16 protein-coding genes are annotated in these 16,951 nt (G+C 74.8%); 12 read left to right on the top strand and 4 right to left on the bottom strand.

Features of this window, described 5'->3' with window-relative positions:
* Window positions 1-172 precede the first annotated feature (172 nt).
* The 3 genes from J4557_RS02945 (at window position 173) to J4557_RS02935 (ending at window position 3,948) form a co-directional block, all read left to right on the top strand.
* Window positions 173-2,359, top strand: a complete 2,187-nt coding sequence (locus tag J4557_RS02945; RefSeq protein ID WP_208264763.1) for a SpoIIE family protein phosphatase — start codon at window positions 173-175, stop codon at window positions 2,357-2,359.
* A gap of 42 nt (window positions 2,360-2,401) precedes the next feature.
* Window positions 2,402-2,902: an inorganic diphosphatase gene (locus tag J4557_RS02940; RefSeq protein WP_208264762.1), complete on the top strand. Its 501-nt coding sequence runs from the start codon at window positions 2,402-2,404 to the stop codon at window positions 2,900-2,902.
* Window positions 2,903-3,057: 155 nt separating this feature from the next.
* Complete coding sequence (locus tag J4557_RS02935; RefSeq protein WP_208264761.1) at window positions 3,058-3,948, top strand: RNA polymerase sigma-70 factor; 891 nt, start codon at window positions 3,058-3,060, stop codon at window positions 3,946-3,948.
* 44 nt (window positions 3,949-3,992) lie between these two features.
* Here J4557_RS02935 and J4557_RS02930 read toward each other — a convergent pair whose 3' ends face one another.
* Window positions 3,993-4,499, bottom strand: coding sequence for a hypothetical protein (locus J4557_RS02930; RefSeq protein WP_208264760.1), 507 nt, complete (start codon window positions 4,497-4,499; stop codon window positions 3,993-3,995).
* Window positions 4,500-4,538: 39 nt separating this feature from the next.
* Here J4557_RS02930 and J4557_RS02925 point away from each other — a divergent pair, with 39 nt between their 5' ends.
* Window positions 4,539-5,480 carry an HpcH/HpaI aldolase/citrate lyase family protein gene (locus J4557_RS02925; RefSeq protein ID WP_208264759.1) on the top strand — a complete coding sequence of 314 codons (942 nt, stop codon included), beginning with the start codon at window positions 4,539-4,541 and terminating at the stop codon, window positions 5,478-5,480.
* A 22-nt stretch (window positions 5,481-5,502) separates the two neighbouring features.
* A complete protein-coding gene (locus J4557_RS02920) occupies window positions 5,503-6,948 on the top strand; it encodes a CPBP family intramembrane glutamic endopeptidase (RefSeq protein ID WP_208264758.1) in 1,446 nt (481 codons plus the stop codon).
* On the opposite strand, the gene J4557_RS02915 is transcribed toward J4557_RS02920, so the two are convergent.
* On the bottom strand, window positions 6,934-7,329 hold the full coding sequence (locus J4557_RS02915; protein WP_208264757.1) for an NUDIX hydrolase: 396 nt from the start codon (window positions 7,327-7,329) through the stop codon (window positions 6,934-6,936). The two genes, J4557_RS02920 and J4557_RS02915, sit on opposite strands and share 15 nt — an antisense overlap.
* 83 nt (window positions 7,330-7,412) lie before the next feature.
* Here J4557_RS02915 and J4557_RS02910 point away from each other — a divergent pair, with 83 nt between their 5' ends.
* From J4557_RS02910 to J4557_RS02895, 4 genes are read left to right on the top strand one after another with little or no spacing between them, the layout of a single operon-like run.
* Window positions 7,413-8,060: a DUF6758 family protein gene (locus tag J4557_RS02910; protein ID WP_208264756.1), complete on the top strand. Its 648-nt coding sequence runs from the start codon at window positions 7,413-7,415 to the stop codon at window positions 8,058-8,060.
* A 47-nt stretch (window positions 8,061-8,107) separates the two neighbouring features.
* Window positions 8,108-8,995, top strand: coding sequence for a PHP domain-containing protein (locus tag J4557_RS02905; protein ID WP_208264755.1), 888 nt, complete (start codon window positions 8,108-8,110; stop codon window positions 8,993-8,995).
* Between the two features lie 9 nt (window positions 8,996-9,004).
* Window positions 9,005-9,715 carry an MBL fold metallo-hydrolase gene (locus J4557_RS02900; protein WP_208264754.1) on the top strand — a complete coding sequence of 237 codons (711 nt, stop codon included), beginning with the start codon at window positions 9,005-9,007 and terminating at the stop codon, window positions 9,713-9,715.
* 37 nt (window positions 9,716-9,752) lie between these two features.
* The gene (locus tag J4557_RS02895) at window positions 9,753-10,664 is read left to right on the top strand and encodes a RecB family exonuclease (protein ID WP_208265038.1); all 912 of its coding nucleotides are present in this window, start codon (window positions 9,753-9,755) and stop codon (window positions 10,662-10,664) included.
* Window positions 10,665-10,679: 15 nt separating this feature from the next.
* Here J4557_RS02895 and J4557_RS02890 read toward each other — a convergent pair whose 3' ends face one another.
* Together J4557_RS02890 and J4557_RS02885 are read right to left on the bottom strand one after the other, a co-directional pair.
* Window positions 10,680-11,585 carry an oxygenase MpaB family protein gene (locus J4557_RS02890; RefSeq protein ID WP_208264753.1) on the bottom strand — a complete coding sequence of 302 codons (906 nt, stop codon included), beginning with the start codon at window positions 11,583-11,585 and terminating at the stop codon, window positions 10,680-10,682.
* Window positions 11,586-11,706: 121 nt separating this feature from the next.
* Window positions 11,707-12,903 (bottom strand): extracellular solute-binding protein, encoded by a 1,197-nt coding sequence (locus J4557_RS02885; RefSeq protein ID WP_208265037.1) that lies wholly within the window; start codon window positions 12,901-12,903, stop codon window positions 11,707-11,709.
* 298 nt (window positions 12,904-13,201) lie between these two features.
* Here J4557_RS02885 and J4557_RS50700 point away from each other — a divergent pair, with 298 nt between their 5' ends.
* Genes J4557_RS50700 through J4557_RS02870 form a run of 3 tightly spaced genes read left to right on the top strand, consistent with a single transcriptional unit; the run spans window position 13,202 to window position 16,943 of the window.
* Window positions 13,202-15,961 (top strand): sensor histidine kinase, encoded by a 2,760-nt coding sequence (locus J4557_RS50700; RefSeq protein WP_208264752.1) that lies wholly within the window; start codon window positions 13,202-13,204, stop codon window positions 15,959-15,961.
* A gap of 6 nt (window positions 15,962-15,967) precedes the next feature.
* Entirely contained in the window at window positions 15,968-16,348 is a 381-nt protein-coding gene (locus J4557_RS02875; protein ID WP_151545489.1) for a DUF742 domain-containing protein, read from the top strand.
* The gene (locus J4557_RS02870; RefSeq protein ID WP_208264751.1) at window positions 16,329-16,943 is read left to right on the top strand and encodes a GTP-binding protein; all 615 of its coding nucleotides are present in this window, start codon (window positions 16,329-16,331) and stop codon (window positions 16,941-16,943) included. The genes J4557_RS02875 and J4557_RS02870 overlap by 20 nt, the downstream gene beginning before the upstream one ends.
* Window positions 16,944-16,951 lie beyond the last annotated feature (8 nt).

Genomic DNA, 16,951 nt, shown 5'->3' with positions numbered 1-16,951 from the left:
AACCGGACCCCCGCTGACGTGCGACTTCTCCCGATCAACGGCTTATGTCCGACAGATGATGCGGCAGGGGCGGGGCCGCGCCGCCGCGGCCGGACCCGGCTCACGCGTCCGCCGCCGTCCGGCGGAGGCCGCGTCTAGACTGGTGGCCGGATCGATACCGGGGGATGAGGCGATGGTCCCGGATGCCCGCGACACCGCTCGGACCGACACCGCTCGGGCCGGCACGGCCCTGGCCGACTCGGCGCTGTTCGGCGCGCTGGTCACCGAGGTGCCGTTCGGCGTCGCGTTCCTCGACGCCCGGCTGCGCCTGCGCCGCGCCAACGAGGCGCTGCGCGCGCTGCTGCGCGGTGACGGCGCCGGCGGCCGCGAGGGCGTGAACCCCGTCGGGCGGCGGCTCGCCGAGGTGCTGGACGGCGAGTTCGCGGCCGTCCTCGAACCGGCGCTGCGCGGCGTCCTGGACGACGGCCGCCCCGTCACGGGCCTGGAGGTCCGCGCACCCGCCCCCGCCGGTTCCGCCCCCGCCGGCCCCGCGCCCGGCACGCCCGGCGCCGCCGCGCCGGACGCGTCCGGCGAGCGGGTCTGGGTCTGCGCGTGCCTGCCGGTGCGCGGCCACGGCGGCGCGATGCTGGGCGCGGCGCTGATCGTCCAGGACGAGACGGTCCGCCGCGCGGTCGAGGACGCCATCACCCGCCGCACCGAGCGGTACCGGTCGCTGGTCGAGGCGACGACCCCGGTGGTGTGGACGACCGCGGCGGACGGCGCCGCCGGCGAGGACGCGCCGCACTGGCGCGCCGTCACCGGCCAGACCCCCGAGGCGTACGCGCGGGGCGGCTGGATCGCCGCCGTGCACCCCGAGGACCACGACCGCGTCGCCGCCGAGTGGCGCGAGTCCATGCGCGACGGGCGCGTCCTGGAGGTGGACTGCCGCGTCCTCACCGCGTCCGGCGGGCGCCGGCACTTCGAGGTGCGGGCCGTCCCGATCCGCCGGGACGGCGCGGTGATCGAGTGGGTGTGCGCCGGGACCGACGTCACCGGCCGCCGCGACGCCGAGGAGATGCGCGGCCGGCTCACCGGCCAGCTGTCGGCCGCCGCGCTGCGCACCGCCCGGCTCCAGCAGGCCACCTCGATGCTCGCCGAGGCGCTGACCGTCGGCGAGGTCGTGCGGGTCATCGTGGAGGTCGGGCAGTCGGCGGTCGGCGTCGACCACTGCACGGTCGCGCTCCTGGACGAGGGCCGGACGCGGCTCACCCCGGTCGCCCCCGCCGACGACCCGGCCGGCGCGGACGCGGACCCGGGACGGGACGGCTCGGACGCGTGGCGGGACAGCGTCGCCGTCGCGGAGCCGGGCGTGATGGCGGCCGCCGCGCGCGACGGCCGCCCGTTCGTCGCCGAGAACCCCGAGGAGCTGCGCCGGCAGCTGGGCGAGGCCGCCGCCGCGGCGGAGCTGCGGCGCGGGCCCGGCGAGCAGGCGTGGGTGGCGCTGCCGCTGCTGGCGGCGGGCGCGCCGATCGGGGTGCTGCGGTTCGCCTTCACCCGGACCCGGTTCCTCACCGAGGACGAGCAGGTGTTCCTGGAGGCGCTGGCCGGGCAGTGCGCGCTCGCGGTGGAGCGGGCGCTGCTGTTCGAGCGCGAGCACCGCACCGCCGAGCAGCTGCAGCGCAGCCTGCTGCCGGGCGACCTGCCGAGCTCCCCGGAGCTGCGGATGGCCGCGCGCTACGACCCGGTGACCCGGCACGTGCAGGTCGGCGGCGACTGGTACGACGTGTTCAGGCTGCCCGGCGGCCGGCTCGCCGTGGTCGTCGGCGACGTGATGGGCAAGGGCGTGCTGGCCGCCGCGATCATGGGCCGGGTGCGCAACGCGCTGCGCGCGCTCGCGCTCACCGACCCGCGGCCCGCCGCCGTCCTGTCCGGCCTGGACCGGCTGTTCAGCGCCACCGAGGACGCCGAGCAGTTCACCACCGTCGCCTACCTGGTGATCGACCCGGCCACCGGGCGGGGCCTGTACACCAGCGCCGGGCACCCGCCGCCGCTGCTGCTGCCCCATGGCGCGCCGCCGGGGCTCAGCGACGTCGAGGCGGGCACCCCGCTGGGCTGGCCGAGCCACCGGCAGCAGGCCAGCTTCTCGCTGGCGCCGGGCGACACCGTCGTGCTGTACTCCGACGGGCTGGTGGAGAACCGCAGGCGCGGCGTCGACACCGGGCTCGGCGACCTGGTCGCGGCCGCGGCGGAACTGCCGCCGGGCGCCGCCGCCGACCCGGGACGGCTCGTCGACCACCTGGTCGCCCGGCTGCTCGCCGGGTACGAGCAGTCCGACGACGTCACGCTGCTCGCGCTGCACGTTCCGGCATCGGGGGGGTAGGGCGGCCCGGCATGCCGGGTACGACCCTGCTGGGGAGGCACCATGGAAATCGAGATGATCGTCGAGATCCCGCGCGGATCACGCAACAAGTACGAGATGGACCACCGGCTCGGGCGCATCCGCCTGGACCGGATGCTGTTCACCTCCACGCAGTACCCGGTGGACTACGGCTACGTGCCCGACACGCTCGCCGAGGACGGCGACCCGCTGGACGCGATGGTCCTGCTGGAGGAGCCCACGTTCCCCGGCTGCCAGGTGGCGGTCCGCAGCGTCGGGGTGTTCTGGATGCACGACGGCGGCGAGCCCGACGCCAAGATCCTCACGGTGCCGGCGCGGGACGTCCGCTACGAGTCGGTCCGCGACCTCGGCGACGTGCCGAACCACTTCCTGGACGAGATCGCGCACTTCTTCGACATCTACAAGAACCTGGAGCCCGGCAAGGACACCGATGTGCGCGGCTGGCAGGACCGCCTCGTCGCCGACCGGGAGATCGGCGACTCCATCGAGCGCGCCGCCGACGCCCACCTCGCCGGGTCGCGCTAGCCGGCGCGCACGGCACCCGGTGGCCGGTGGCCGGTTCCCGGGCGCCCGGTGATCGGCGGCTTCGGGGTCCGCGGCGATGTCACGATCCGGGCGGGCGTCCCGTCCTCGGTGGTGAGGGCGGGCGCGCGTGCCCGGCCGTGAGAGGCTGAACGATCATGTCTGATGTCTTCGAGGAGCACCGCAACCTGCTGTTCGCGGTCGCCTACCGGATGCTCGGCACCGCCGCGGACGCGGAGGACGCCGTCCAGGATGCGTGGATCCGCTGGTCCGCCGCCGACCGCTCGGACGTCCAGGACCCCAAGGCCTACCTCGTCCGGATCACCACGAACGTGGCGCTGGACCGGCTGCGCTCGGCGCGTGCGCAGCGCGAGACCTACGTCGGCCCGTGGCTGCCGGAGCCGATGCTGACCTCGCCGGACGTCGCGGCGGAGGGCGCCGAGCTGTCGGAGTCGGTGTCGATGGCGATGCTCGTCGTGCTGGAGACCCTCAGCCCGCTGGAACGCGCCGTGTTCGTGCTGAAGGAGGTGTTCGGCTACCCGTACGCGGAGATCGCGCGGGCGCTGGACCGCACGGAGACGTCGGTCCGGCAGCTCGGCACCCGGGCGCGCAAGCACGTCGAGGCGCGCCGCCCCCGGTTCGAGGCGGGCGGCGCCGAGCGGCGCGCCGCGACCGAGCGGTTCCTCGACGCGGTCGTCGGCGGGGACATCAACCGGCTCATGGAGACCCTCGCCCCGGACGTGACGCTGTGGACCGACGGCGGCGGCAAGGTCCGGGCGCCGCGGAAGATCGTGCACGGCGCGGACCTCATCGCCCGGTTCTTCGCGACCATCACGACCCGTCCCTACGAGGGCGTCGACCCGCGGGACTGGCGGCTGCGGCGCGTCGAGATCAACGGCGGGCCCGCCGTGGTCGTGGACGGCCCGGACGGGCCGATCAGCGCGATCAGCGCCACCGTCGGCGACGACGGGCGCGTCCGGGACATCCAGCTGGTGGCGAACCCGGACAAGCTCCGCGCGATCGCGGAGGGCCGCACGCTGCCGATGTGACGGGCCCCGCCGGTGGCCGCCTGCGCATACCCGCCGGCCGGCGCCTACTCGTCGACCCTGCGGCGCCTGCCGCCGAACATCCTCGGCGGCGGGCCCGCGGTGGTCGCCGGGGTCGGCACCGGACGCACCGTCGCGTACGCCTCCGGGGCCGGGTCGTCGGCCGCGTCCGCCGGGGTCAACCGGATGATCCACGACTCGGCCGCCCAGGTCTCCGCCTGGCCCTCGTGGGTCCGGGCGTTCAGCCGCTCCTTGGCCAGCAGCGGCGCGACCTCGTCCCACAGTTCGCCGCCGGGTTCGACCCGCTCACAGTCGGCGGTGAAGGCGACCAGCCGGCCGCCCTTGTCCTTGCTGCGCAGGATCACCCCGACCCGCTCGGCGTCCGGCAGGCCCGGCAGCGGCTGCTCGCCCTCGCCGCCGGTCAGCACGTACGCCGACCCGTCGTGCCACACGTGCCAGGCGGCGCGCGGCTGCGGCAGGCCGGGCAGGTCGAGCCAGAGCAGGCCCGACCTCTTCGCCGCCTCCTCGATCAGCGCGCGGTTCAGCTCACCCACGCGGAAAGCGTCTCATACAAGCTGGATAGCATCCGGCCCATGCGGTCTCGACGTACCACCCTCGCGGTCCCCGGCAGCAATCCCCGCTTCATCGAGAAGGCGCAGGGGCTCCCCGCCGACGAGATCTTCCTGGACCTGGAGGACGCGGTCGCGCCGTCCGCCAAGGAGGGCGCGCGCGGGACCGTCGTGGCCGCGCTCAACGACGGCGACTGGACGGGCAAGACCCGGGTGGTGCGGATCAACGACCTGGAGACGCACTGGGCGTACCGGGACGTGATCGAGGTCGTCGAGGGAGCGGGCGCGAACCTCGACGCGATCATGCTGCCGAAGGCGTCGGACGCCTCGCACGTGAGGTGGCTCGACCGGCTGCTCAGCCAGATCGAGCGGGCGATGGGGCTGGAGGAGGGCCGCATCGGCATCGAGGCGCAGATCGAGGACGCCAAGGGCATGGTGAACATCGACGAGATCGCCGCGTCGTCGCCGCGGCTGGAGTCGCTGGTGTTCGGCCCCGGCGACCTGATGGCGTCGATCAACATGAGGACCCTGGTGGTGGGGGAGCAGCCGCCCGGCTACACCGAGGGCGACGCCTACCACTACATCCTGATGCGCATCCTGATGGCCGCGCGCGCCAACGACCTGCAGGCCATCGACGGGCCGTACTTCAACGTCCGGGACGTGGACGCGTTCACCCGGGTCGCGAAGCGCTCGGCCGCGCTCGGGTTCGACGGCAAGTGGGTGCTGCACCCGGCGCAGATCGACGCGGGGAACGCGGTGTTCTCCCCGTCGCAGGAGGACTACGACCACGCCGAGTTGATCCTGGACGCCTACGAGCACTACGTCACCGTCGAGGGGCGCGGCGCCGCCACGCTCGGGGACGAGATGATCGACGAGGCGTCCCGGAAGATGGCGCTCGTCGTCGCGGCGAAGGGGCGCGCCGCCGGGATGGCCCGGACCAAGCGCTTCGACGCCCCGGCGACCTGACGGGACGTACCATTCGTCCCACATGGGAGATCCGTCGCGGGGAGGGGACCAGGTGCCGATGGCAGGGGACGAGAACGGCTGGGCCCCGCTCGATCCCGGCATGTCGGACAAGTCCGAGGGGGTGCCGGCGCCGCAGGTCCCCGTGCCCGAGCCCTCCGCGACCGGCCCATCCGCGCCGCCCGACCCGCCCGCGCCGCCCGCGCCGCCCGTGCCGCCCGACCCGCGGGGTCCGGTCGCGGACGGGCCGCCGGCGCCGGCCGGATGGACATGGCCCGCCGACCAGGGCGCCCCGCCCCAGCCGATGGCCCAGCCGCAACCGCCGGCCCAGCCTTATCCGGGCCAGTACGGCGTCCCGTACCCGCCGGCGTACAGCGCGCCCTACGGCCCCTACGCCCCGCCGGGGTTCACCGGGTACGGGCCGCCGCGCCCGAAGGGGCCGTGGACGGCCGCGCCGCCGCCCGGCACCCCGTTCCACCGGATGGCGCGGACGCCGCTGCACCGCTGGTGGCGGCCGCTCGCCGGCAGCGCGGCGATCGTCGCCGCGGGCATGGCGCTCGCGATCGCCATGATGATCATCGGGATCGTGGTGCGGGTCATCGCGACCGGCGACGCGCCCGACGCCACCGGGGCCGGCGCCGACACGATCCTCGGGAACCCGACGGCGGACCTGGCGTTCAACCTGGCCGTCATCGCGGTCTTCCTGCCGATGGCGCTGCTGGCCGCGTGGCTCGTGCAGCGGCGCAGGCCGGGCACCCTCGCGTCCGTCGCGGGCCGGGTGCGCTGGCGCTGGCTGCTCACCTGCTGCGGCCTCGCCGTCGGGTTCTGCGTGCTGTCGTACGCGTCGTCGATCGTCGCGAGCGCGTTCCTCCCGGACGACTCGTCCGGCGGCGAGCACTGGGTCGGCTGGGGCCGGTTCGCGCCCGCCGCCATCGTGATCGTCCTGCTGGTGCCGCTCCAGTCCTCGGCGGAGGAGGTCGTCTTCCGCGGCTGGCTGCTCCAGGCCGTCGGCGCCTGCACGCTGGAGACCCGCACCGGGCGGGTCGGGCGCGCGTTCAGCGCCGTGTTCCGCACCCCGTGGCCCGGGATCGTCATCGGCTCCGCCGCCTTCACGTCCCTGCACGGCTACACCGGCTGGGGCATCCTCGACATCTTCGTGTTCGGCGCGGTCGCGGCCTGGCTCGCGACGCGGACGGGCGGGCTGGAGTCCGGCATCGCCCTGCACGTGTTCAACAACCTGCTGGCGTTCCTCGGCCCCGCCGCCGTCGGGCAGCTCGACATCGAGCAGGGGTCCGTGCCGTGGCAGGCGGTCGCCGCCGACGTCGCGCCGATGCTGCTGTACGCGGCGGTCGTCGTCTGGCTGGCGCGCCGCAAGCGGATCCAGACCGTCACGGCGGGCCCGGCCGACGACCCTGGGCCCGACGCCGTCCCGCAGGACGCCGAGCCCGCGTTCGTCTCACGGCCCCAGTAGGCCCCACGACTCCAGGGCCTCGACCAGGCCGTCCGTCAGCGGCAGCTCCCGCAGCTCCGCCGCGGTGACCCAGCGGGCGTCGGCGGCGTCGTCCCCGGCCCGCAGGACGCCGCCCACCGCCCGGGCCTCGTAGTCGTGGATCTCGTAGACGACGCCTCCGGGGCCGGGGCGGTCCACCGACCCGGCGAGCGCGCCCGCCACCACGTCCAGGCCCGTCTCCTCCTTCAGCTCCCGGACCACCGCGGCCGCGTCGTCCTCGCCCGGCTCGACCCGCCCGCCCGGCACCGACCACAGCCCGGCGCCCGGCGGCCGGCCGCGCCTCACCAGCAACAGCCGCCCCCTGCCGTCCCTGACGATCCCGCCGACGCAGCGCACTCTCATGTCACCATTTTGTCGCGCCTTGCCCGGTCCGCTACCTCGGGGAACTTGACGGCGCCGGGAAACGGCGCGCATGGTGGGTAATCATGAGGGCCGAGCCCACATGCCCGCGATGCGCGGGTCCGCTGAGCGCCCCGGGCCTCTGGTCGAGCGACTGGAGCTGCGGCGTGCACGGCGCCGTGCTGCCCCGCCAGCCGTCCAAGCGCCCCGGCCCGGAGGGGCTGGCGGCCGTGCTCCGGGACACCCGGGTCCCGGTCTGGACGCCCTGGCCCCTTCCACCGGCCTGGCTCATCGCCGGCTTCTGCGCGGTGGGCGACGAGCGTTCGGGCGCCCGGGCGACGGCCGTCGCGCTGTCCGGGCCGGGCCTGACCAGCGGCCCGGCGGACATGGTGCTGATCGCCGAGGAGCCCGGCATCGGGCTCGGCGGCCACTACGCCGGGCTGGAAGGCGACGACCCCGGCCCGGGATTCGACGGCAGCCCGCCCGATGCCAAGGTCGACATCAGCGGCCCTGCCGCGACCTGCGGCCACTCGGTGCCGATGTGGGCGGTCGGCACCCGTCCCGACCGGGCCGTCTACGTCGGCGAGGCGATGGGCGACTGGCTGTGGGCGGTGCTGTGGCCCGCCGAGGCCGGCGTGCTGATGCTGGAGCGCCAGAACCTCCTCGACCTGCGCGAACCCGGCATGGACCTGGACCTTCCCTACGGCGCCCACAGCCCGCGGCTCGACGAGTAGGCGAACGGCCGCCCGCCCGCCGGGCCGGCGGCTGTTAGAAAGAGCGCATGCGCATCGACCTGCACAGCCACAGCGACGCCTCCGACGGGACGCGCCCGCCGTCCGAGGTCGTGCGGCGGGCCCGCGCGAACGGCGTGGACGTCATCGCGCTGACCGACCACGACACGGTCGCCGGCTGGGACGAGGCCGCCGCCGCGCTGCCGGACGGGCTGACGCTCGTCCCCGGCGTCGAGCTGTCGTGCAAGCAGGACGGGCGCAGCCTGCACCTGCTCGGGTACCTGTTCGACCCGTCCGAGCCCGCCCTGGCCGCCGAGCTGGCCCGGATCCGCGACGACCGCGTCATCAGGGCGCGGACGATGGTGGAGCGGCTGCGGGCGCTGGGCGCGGACGTGACCTGGGAGCGGGTCCGCGCGCTGGCGCGCGGGGAGGCGGTCGGCCGCCCGCACATCGCGCGCGCCATGGCCGAGGCGGGCGTCGTGGCGTCCCCCGACGAGGCGTTCACCCGCGACTGGATCGCCGAGGGCGGCCGCGCGCACGCCGACCGGTACGCGCTCGACCCGGCGCGGGCGATCCGGCTCGTCCGGGCGGCCGGCGGGGTGTGCGTGCTCGCCCATCCGCGGACCCGGCGCGGCGGCTACGTCTTCTCCGACGAGGTGATCGCGGGCCTCGCCGCCGCGGGCCTCGCCGGAATCGAGGTCGACCACCCCGACCAGGACGCGGGGGAGCGCGCCGCGCTGCGCGGCCTCGCCCGCGACCTCGGCCTGGCCGCCACCGGCTCCAGCGACGACCACGGCGTCCTGACCGGCGACCGCCTCGGCGCGGAGACCACCGCGCCGGACGCCTACGCCGCCCTCGTCGCCGCGTCCACCGGCTCCGCGCCCGTGTCTCCGGGCGCTGAAGCGGTGCGGCCCGGAACCGCCCCGGAAGCACGGTAGGGTGCCAGCGTGGACGCGCGCATCGAACAGGTGACGACGTCGGGGAAGCTCACCCTCGACGACACCGAGTACGACGTCGAGAACAACACCTACATCGTCGGCGACGACGACGAGGTCATCGTGATCGACCCGGCCTTCGACGCCGAGGCCATCCTCAAGGAGGTCGGCGAACGCGAGGTCATGGCCGTCCTGCTCACCGACGGCGGTGAGCACCGCCTCGAGGTGGTGCTCGAGGTGGCCGCCGCCGGCGAGGAGGACGAGGAGAACTGGGCCCCGATCGCGCTGCACCGCGGCGACCGGGTGCTGTGGCGGGACTACTTCGGCCGCCTCGCCCGCGAGGAGAAGGACGAGGACGACGCCAAGGCGCTGCGCTCCCTCGAACCGGACATCTGGCTGGAGGACGGCGGCGTCTTCGAGATCGCCGACTCCCAGCTGGAGGTGCTGCACACCCCCGGCCACACGCCCGGCAGCGTCAGCGTGATCAGCGAGCAGCTCGGCGTGCTGTTCTCCGGCGACACCCTGCACCGGGGCCGTCCCGGCTCGATCGGCGGGGTGTACGACGAGCTCGGCAAGCAGCTGAACTCGATCGGCGCGCTGCTCACCCCGCTGCCGAAGGACCTGCGGATCCTGCCCGGCCAGGGCGAGGAGACGACGGTCGGCGAGGAGGACGCCCGCTGGGAGACCTGGGGTTCGCTCGCCCGCGAGCAGGACGACGACTGATCCGGTGGCCGGGGCCGAGCAGCTGGGCTTCGACGGCATGCCCCGGCGGCTGTACGCCTGCACGCCGTCCCGGCTGAACACCTGGCTGGACTGCCCCCGCCGGTACCGGATGACCTACCTGGACCGTCCGATGCCGCCGAAGGGCCCGCCGTGGGCGCACAACAGCGTCGGCGCGGCCGTGCACAACGCGCTCGCCGGCTGGTGGCGGCTGCCGCCCGCCGAGCGGACGCCGGAGGCCGCCGGCACCCTGCTGGCGCGCGGCTGGCTGACCGACGGGTTCCGGGACGAGGCGCAGTCCGCGCGGTGGCGCGAGCGCGCCCGCGAGATGACCGAGCGGTACGCGGCGGGCCTCGACCCGGCGGACGAGCCGGTCGGCGTCGAGCGCACCGTCGCGGCCCGCACCGACCGCATCGCCGTCTCCGGCCGCATCGACCGGCTCGACGCCCGCGGCTCCGAGCTCGTCGTCGTCGACTACAAGACGGGCCGGCACGTCCAGACCGCCGACGACGCGCGCGGCTCGCTCGCGCTGGCGATCTACGCGGTCGCCGCGTCCCGGGTGCTGCGCCGCCCGTGCCACCGCGTCGAGCTGCACCACCTGCCGTCCGGCGAGGTGGCGGTCTGGGAGCACACCGACGAGTCGCTGCAGCGGCACATCAGGCGGGCCGAGCAGATCGCCGAGGAGGCGTCCGCCGCCGACGACGCGTACCGGGCCCGCGTCCCCGCCCCGCGTCGCGGCGAGGCCGCGCGGACCCGCGCCGGCGCGCAGGGCCGCGGCACCGGACCGGGCCGCGAGGCCGCGCCGCCGGTCGACCACGCCCCGTTCGACGAGCGGTTCCCGGCGCGTCCCGGCCGGCTGTGCTCGTGGTGCGACTTCGCCCGCCACTGCCCCGAAGGCCGCGAGGCCGCCCCCCGCAAGGACCCCTGGGCCGCGCTCCCCGACGAGTCCTGACCCCCGGCGGAGGGGTCAGGCGGGGGTGAGGGCGCGGGGGCGCCAGCGGCGGGGGTCGCGCAGGCCGTAGAGGCCGCGGCTGACGTCGTAGCCCTCGGCGGCGAGGTTCCGCCGGGCGCGTTCGAGCATCTCGCGGGTGGGCTTGGCGAACGCGTAGTCGTGCAGCTTCTCCGGCACCGAGTTCATCGCGAGCCGGAACGAGCGGAGCGCGGCGGTGACGGCGGGCTGCGGGACCTCGGGAAGCGCCCCGTACATCGTGCGGGCCCAGTCGGGCAGGGAGTAGTAGCAGAGCGCGCCGAAGGGGAAGTAGCCCGGCTTTCCGGGCGCCAGGAACTTCAGGTTCTCCGGCATCGTGGGCCACATCAGGAACCTGACGGTGGCCGCCGCCTCCTCGGTGACGCGCAGGTGCGGGCGCATGCTCGCGAAGTACTGCTCCATCTCCGCGACGCTGCCGGGGACGTCCTCGGGGTGCAGCCCGACGTAGGCGGCGGTGCGGCGCTGCTCGTCCAGGTACCGGTCGGCCATCGCGTCGGTGAGCAGGAGACCGGCGCGGCGGGCGACCTGGAGGTAGGAGTAGACCTCGGCGCAGTGCACCCAGAGCAGCAGCTCGGGCTGGTCGAGGCGCTCCTTCTTCCCGGTGTCGTGGTTGAGGATCCGCAGGCTGCGGTGGATGTCGCGGACCTTCCGGGCCAGCGCGTCGATCTCCTCGTGCGTGCCGAACGTGGCGACGCCGACGAAGTCGGCGGTGCGCTGCAGCCGGCCGAAGGGGTCCTCCTGGAAGTTGGAGTTCTGCCAGACGCCCCACATGGCCATCGGGTGCAGGGCCTGCAGCATGAGGCTGCGCACCCCGCCGACCCACATGGACCGGTCGATGTGGACCCGCCAGGTCACGCTCTCGGGGGGCTGGACGGTCGCGGACATTCCCACCTCACCAGACGTCGTGCGACAAACTGATGTAAGTGTCTCATTACCCGGCCGCGGGCGCGACACCGGCCCCGCCGCGGGGCCGGTCCCGGTCCGTTCCGGCGCAGGTCCTGCCTGGTCAGCCCTTGATCTGCGTCCAGGCCTGCGTCCAGCGCGCGTAGTCGACACAGTCGTCGCCGCGGTCGTCGCCGCAGTCCTTCACCGGGGTGCGCCAGAACGCCAGCCGCTTGTAGAAGGCGGGATCGCCGACGTGGTAGGTGGAGCAGAAGCCCTTCGCGGTGTACGCGCACGCCTTCGGGTTGGCCGGCGCCTCACCGAAGTACTGCGCGACCTGCGCCTGCACCTTCGGCTTGGTGATCCAGTTCATCCACTGGTACATGCACGCGGGATGCTGCGCCCTCGACGAGATCATCCACGTGTCGGACCAGCCGGTGGCGCCCTCGGCCGGGATCGTGGTCGCGACCGGCGACCGCTGGTCCATCGCCAGGTTCGCGGTCACCTGCCACGCGGTGCCCGCGTAGTTGTCGGCGCTCTTGAACGACTGCAGCTCGTCGAGGTAGTTCGCCCAGTACTGGTTCACGTTCGGCCGCTGCTGCTTCAGCAGGTCGATCGCCGCGTCGAACTGCTCCTCGTCCAGCTCGTACACGTTCTTGATCTTCAGGTCCGGCCGGTGCGCCTTCAGGTACAGCGCGGCGTCGGCGATGTAGATGGGGGAGTCGTAGGCGACGACGTGCCCCGACGCCGGGGAGTCCTTCTTCCACACGACGTCCCAGGACGTCGGGCGCTGCGCCAGCTTGTCCGTCCGGTACATCAGCATGTTGGCGCCGTAGCCGTGCGGGACGCCGTACATCTTCCCGTCCACCGAGTTGTACGGCTGGTTCTTCAGGAACCCGGCGATGTCGCCGTACCCGCTGAGCAGCCGCGTGTTGACCGGAGCGACCGTCCCGCCGTAGACGAGCCGCAGCGACGCGTCGCCGGACGCCGACACGCCGTCGTACTTGCCGGTCTGCATCAGCGCGACCATCGAGTCGGACGTGTCCGCCACCTTCGCCTCGACGCGGCATCCGGTCGCCTTCGTGAACGGGGTGACCCAGTCGACCTTCCGGTCGTTCGAGCCGTTCTCGGCGTAGCCCGCCCAGACGACCAGGTCGAGCCGGCCCTCCGAGGCGCCGATCTCCTGCTGCATCGGGATGTCCGGCGGCGGGGCCGTGCCGGACGATCCGCCGCCGCACCCGGCCGTCAGGGCGGCCACCGCGAGCGCGGCCGCCGCGAGCGGGCGCCGCACCCGGTGCACGTGGTTCGGGGTAGTCGCCATCACGCTGAGAGATCGTAGGGCTATTTTTGGTCACGTGCGCACACAAAATGTGATGATCTGGAAACTGTCGACACACGGCGCGGGATCGCCCTAGGCTTCCGTCCGTTCCGCGCAACCTCGCCGGTTCCGCTCGAACCTTGTCGGTTCCGCTTGGAGCTTGTCGGCCCCTCACCTGCCCCCACGAGCGAAAGTCGTCACCGAAGTGCCAAAACGAGGCCGCTCCCCGGACCCCGCCGCCGGCCACCGTCGGGTCCCCAAGGCGTCGCGGTTCCGGTCCATCCGGTTCAAGGTCGTCCTGATGGTGACCGTCTCGGTCGTCTCGCTCGGCGTGCTCTGGGCCTTCGCCGCGAGCATCGCGCTCGGCCAGGGCCTCAACCTCCGGCACGTCGAGACCGTCCAGGACCACTTCGCCTACCCGTCCGGCGCGCTCGGCAGCGCCCTGCAGAACGAGCGCCGGCTGTCGATGGTGTATCTCGGCAGCCATACCGACGGGGACCGCGCCGCGATGGAGTCCGGGCGCCTCGTCACCGACCGGCAGGCCGACCTGTTCCGCCGCCTCGTCCAGGACTCCGGCGCCCGCGGCGCCGCGCCCGCCCAGGCCCGCCGGCTCGCCGACCGGATCAGCGGCGAGCTCGCCGCGCTCGGCACCGGGCGGCGCGCCATCGACGCCGGCGCCACCGGCCGGTCCAAGGCGTTCGCCGACTACACCTCCTTGCTGTCGGACATCGGGTCGCTGCAGGGCTCCCTCGCCACCCTCGACAACTCCGAGGTCGCCAAGGACGCCCGCAACGAGGCGTCGCTGTCGCGGGCCCGCGAGACCCTCGCCGAGGAGGACGCCGTCCTCGCCGGCGCGCTCGCCGCCGGGCGGATGACGCCCGCCGAGCACGCCCAGTTCGTCAAGCTCGTCGGCACCCAGCGCTCCCTGTACGGGTTCGCCTCGTCCGAGCTGCGCGCCGACGACCAGTCCTACTACCGGCGCGTCACCGCCATGCCCGAGTACGCCCGGCTCCGCGCGCTGGAGGACCGGTTCGTCGCGTCCCGCGCGCTCGTCCGGCCGTCCTCCACCTCCGGGACGCTGTGGAAGACCACCGCCGACTCCAACCTCACCCGGCTGCGCGGGCTGGAGCTGTCGGTGGCCGCGGGCGCCGAGAAGCGCGCCAAGCCGATCTCCGACGGCATCATCACCCGGGTCGTGCTGGCCGGCGCCCTCGGCCTTCTCGCCGTCGTCGCGTCCCTGGTCATCGCGGTGTGGGTGGCCCGGTCCGTGATCCGCGAGCTGGCCCGGCTGCGCCGCGAGGCCATCGACCTCGCCGACGTCCGGCTTCCCGGCGTGATCCGCCGGCTGCGCCGCGGCGAGGAGGTCGACGTGGCCGCCGAGGCGCCGCCGCTGGCCTTCGGCACCCGCGAGATCGACCAGGTCGGCGAGGCGTTCAACGCCGCCCGCCGCACCGCCATCCAGGGCGCCGTCGAGGAGGCGACGCTGCGCCGCAACGTCAGCGACGTCTTCGTCAACCTCGCCCGCCGCAGCCAGACGCTGCTGCACCGCCAGCTCAAGCTGCTCGACTCGATGGAGCGGCGCATCGAGGTCCCCGACGACCTGGAGGACCTGTTCCGGGTCGACCACCTCGCCACCCGCATGCGCCGGCACGCGGAGGGCCTCATCATCCTGTCCGGGCAGGCGCCCGGCCGCGGCTGGCGCAGCCCCGTCGCGATCGTCGACGTCGCCCGCGCCGCCGCGTCCGAGGTCGAGGACTACACCCGCGTCAACGTCGCGCCGATGACCCGCGCCGCGATCGTCGGGCCCGCCGTCGCCGACGTCATCCACCTGCTCGCCGAGCTGATCGAGAACGCCACCGCGTTCTCGCCGCCGCACACCACCGTGCAGGTGCACGGCCAGGCCGTCTCGCACGGCTTCACCCTGGAGGTCGAGGACCGCGGGCTCAGCATGGACGAGCCGAGCCTCGCCGCGGCCAACGAGCGGCTCGCCAGCGGCGGCGAGTTCGACCTGTCCGACGCCTCGCAGCTCGGCCTGTTCGTCGTCGGCCGGCTCGCCCGCCGGCACGGCGTCAAGGTCACCCTGCGCACCTCCCCGTACGGCGGCATGACCGCGATCGTGCTGCTGCCCGAGGACCTCGTCGTCCGCGCCGAGGCCGACGCGCTGGAGGCGCCGCCCGCGCTCACCACCCGCCGCGCCGAGGACGCCCTCGTCCCGGTCGGCGCCGTCGTCGGCCGCCGCCCGGACGGCCCCGCCGGCGAGGAGCCGGGCGGCGCGGTGCTGCGCCTTCCGGCCGGCCGGCACGCCGCGGCCCCGCGCCCGGAACCCGCCGACGCCCGTCCCGCCGAGCCGCTGCCCCGCCCGCCGCAGTTCGGCGACGACCCGCTCGGCGCGATCGCCGCCGACCCCCTCGGCAACGACCCCCTCGGCGACGATCCGCTCGGCGGCGGCCCCGGCGGCGGCGCTGGGGCGGGCCGCTCCGCCGGGTTCGCTGACCGCGCCGACGGCCCGCCCACCGGCCCGATCGGCCCGATCGGCCTGCCGCCCGACGGCCCGGCCACCGGCCCGATCGGGGTCCCGGCGGGCCCGGCCCCCGGCGGCGCCGGAACCGGCCCGATCGGATGGGGCCCGAGCGACGCGTCCGGCGAGACCGCCGGCGTGCCCGGACCGGGGGAGGCGTCCGAGACGACCGGCCCGCGCCCGGTGTTCGCCGAGCCCGTGCAGGGTCCGCTGCCCGGGCAGCGCAGGTCGCCGTCCGCGTGGGGCGAGCCCCCCGCGCGCCGCGACGGCGAGCGGCCCGCCGCGCAGCGGACGCCGCGCTCCCCGCGCGAGGTCCGCCGCCGTCCCCCCGGCGCCGGCCGCGGCGACCGGCCGGCGCTGCCGAAGCGCGTCCGGCAGGAGAACATGGCCGCGCAACTGCGCGAGGAGCCGGCCGCCCGGCCCGCCCCCGAGCCCGCACCGCGCGCCGGCCGCACCCCCGAGGAGCTGCGCTCGATGATGTCGTCCATCCAGCAGGGCACCCGGCGCGGCCGCGCCGAGTCCCTCGATACCGAGGACTCGTGAGCCCGCATGAGCGGTCCTGGGAGCGAATGGCTCGATGACGAGGCCGGGCCGATCGTCCGGTCGTACGCGCTCACCCGCGGGCGCGCCAGGCCCGCCACGGCCGAGGCCTTCGACATGATCACGATCGTCGCGACCGCGGCCCGGCCGCGCTCCGGATCGCCCGGCATCGGCCCCGAGCACCTCGACATCCTGGAGATGTGCCTCCAGCCGCAGCCGGTCGCCGAGATCGCCGCCCGGATCCGGCTGCCGCTCGTCGTCGTCCGGGTGCTGCTCGGCGACCTGCTGCACCACCGCCTCATCACCGTCACCCGCCCGCAACAACAGGAGAGCACGCTCTCCAAGGAACGCCTGCTCAGGGAAGTGCTGCATGGTCTCCAAGCCCTCTGAAGCCGCGGGCCCGGCCCCCGCCGCGCCCATCGCGGTGAAGATCCTCGTCGCCGGCGGATTCGGGGTCGGCAAGACGACGCTCGTCGGCGCCGTCAGCGAGATCCGGCCGCTGCAGACCGAGGAACTGCTCACCGACCGGGGCATCGGCGTCGACGACACCGAGGGCGTCGAGCAGAAGACCACCACGACCGTCGCGATGGACTTCGGCCGCATCACCATCCGCGACGGCCTCGTCCTCTACCTGTTCGGCACCCCCGGCCAGGACCGCTTCTGGTTCATGTGGGACGAGCTGTCGTACGGGGCGCTCGGCGCGGTCGTCCTCGCCGACACCCGCCGCCTCGCCGACTGCTTCCCCGCCGTCGACTACTTCGAGAACCGCGGGCTCCCGTTCGTCATCGCCGTCAACATGTTCGACGACGGCTACGACTACACCGAGGACGAGATCCGCGAGGCCCTCGACCTGAGCGACACCACCCCGATCGTGCTGTGCGACGTCCGCGAGCGCGCGTCCGGCAAGGAGGTGCTGACCACCCTGGTGAAGCACCTGCTGGCGGTGCACCAGGCGGAGGCGGCGGCGAACGCCGGGGCGCTGTAGGCTGCGGG

The sequence above is a fragment of the Actinomadura nitritigenes genome, from assembly GCF_017573545.1.
In the GTDB taxonomy this organism is placed as follows: domain Bacteria; phylum Actinomycetota; class Actinomycetes; order Streptosporangiales; family Streptosporangiaceae; genus Spirillospora; species Spirillospora nitritigenes.
This window is presented reverse-complemented; position numbering and strand designations above follow the sequence as displayed.

What these genes read in the sequence shown, in the direction of transcription:
- J4557_RS02885 (WP_208265037.1), bottom strand. Translation starts at nt 12,903, where the DNA reads ATGGCGACTACCCCGAACCACGTGCACCGGGTGCGGCGCCCGCTCGCG.
- J4557_RS02895 (WP_208265038.1), top strand. Translation starts at nt 9,753, where the DNA reads ATGCCCCGGCGGCTGTACGCCTGCACGCCGTCCCGGCTGAACACCTGG.
- J4557_RS02910 (WP_208264756.1), top strand. Translation starts at nt 7,413, where the DNA reads ATGAGGGCCGAGCCCACATGCCCGCGATGCGCGGGTCCGCTGAGCGCC.
- J4557_RS02875 (WP_151545489.1), top strand. Translation starts at nt 15,968, where the DNA reads ATGAGCGGTCCTGGGAGCGAATGGCTCGATGACGAGGCCGGGCCGATC.
- J4557_RS02935 (WP_208264761.1), top strand. Translation starts at nt 3,058, where the DNA reads ATGTCTGATGTCTTCGAGGAGCACCGCAACCTGCTGTTCGCGGTCGCC.
- J4557_RS02915 (WP_208264757.1), bottom strand. Translation starts at nt 7,329, where the DNA reads ATGAGAGTGCGCTGCGTCGGCGGGATCGTCAGGGACGGCAGGGGGCGG.
- J4557_RS02940 (WP_208264762.1), top strand. Translation starts at nt 2,402, where the DNA reads ATGGAAATCGAGATGATCGTCGAGATCCCGCGCGGATCACGCAACAAG.
- J4557_RS02945 (WP_208264763.1), top strand. Translation starts at nt 173, where the DNA reads ATGGTCCCGGATGCCCGCGACACCGCTCGGACCGACACCGCTCGGGCC.
- J4557_RS50700 (WP_208264752.1), top strand. Translation starts at nt 13,202, where the DNA reads ATGGTGACCGTCTCGGTCGTCTCGCTCGGCGTGCTCTGGGCCTTCGCC.
- J4557_RS02870 (WP_208264751.1), top strand. Translation starts at nt 16,329, where the DNA reads ATGGTCTCCAAGCCCTCTGAAGCCGCGGGCCCGGCCCCCGCCGCGCCC.
- J4557_RS02905 (WP_208264755.1), top strand. Translation starts at nt 8,108, where the DNA reads ATGCGCATCGACCTGCACAGCCACAGCGACGCCTCCGACGGGACGCGC.
- J4557_RS02920 (WP_208264758.1), top strand. Translation starts at nt 5,503, where the DNA reads ATGGGAGATCCGTCGCGGGGAGGGGACCAGGTGCCGATGGCAGGGGAC.
- J4557_RS02890 (WP_208264753.1), bottom strand. Translation starts at nt 11,585, where the DNA reads ATGTCCGCGACCGTCCAGCCCCCCGAGAGCGTGACCTGGCGGGTCCAC.
- J4557_RS02925 (WP_208264759.1), top strand. Translation starts at nt 4,539, where the DNA reads ATGCGGTCTCGACGTACCACCCTCGCGGTCCCCGGCAGCAATCCCCGC.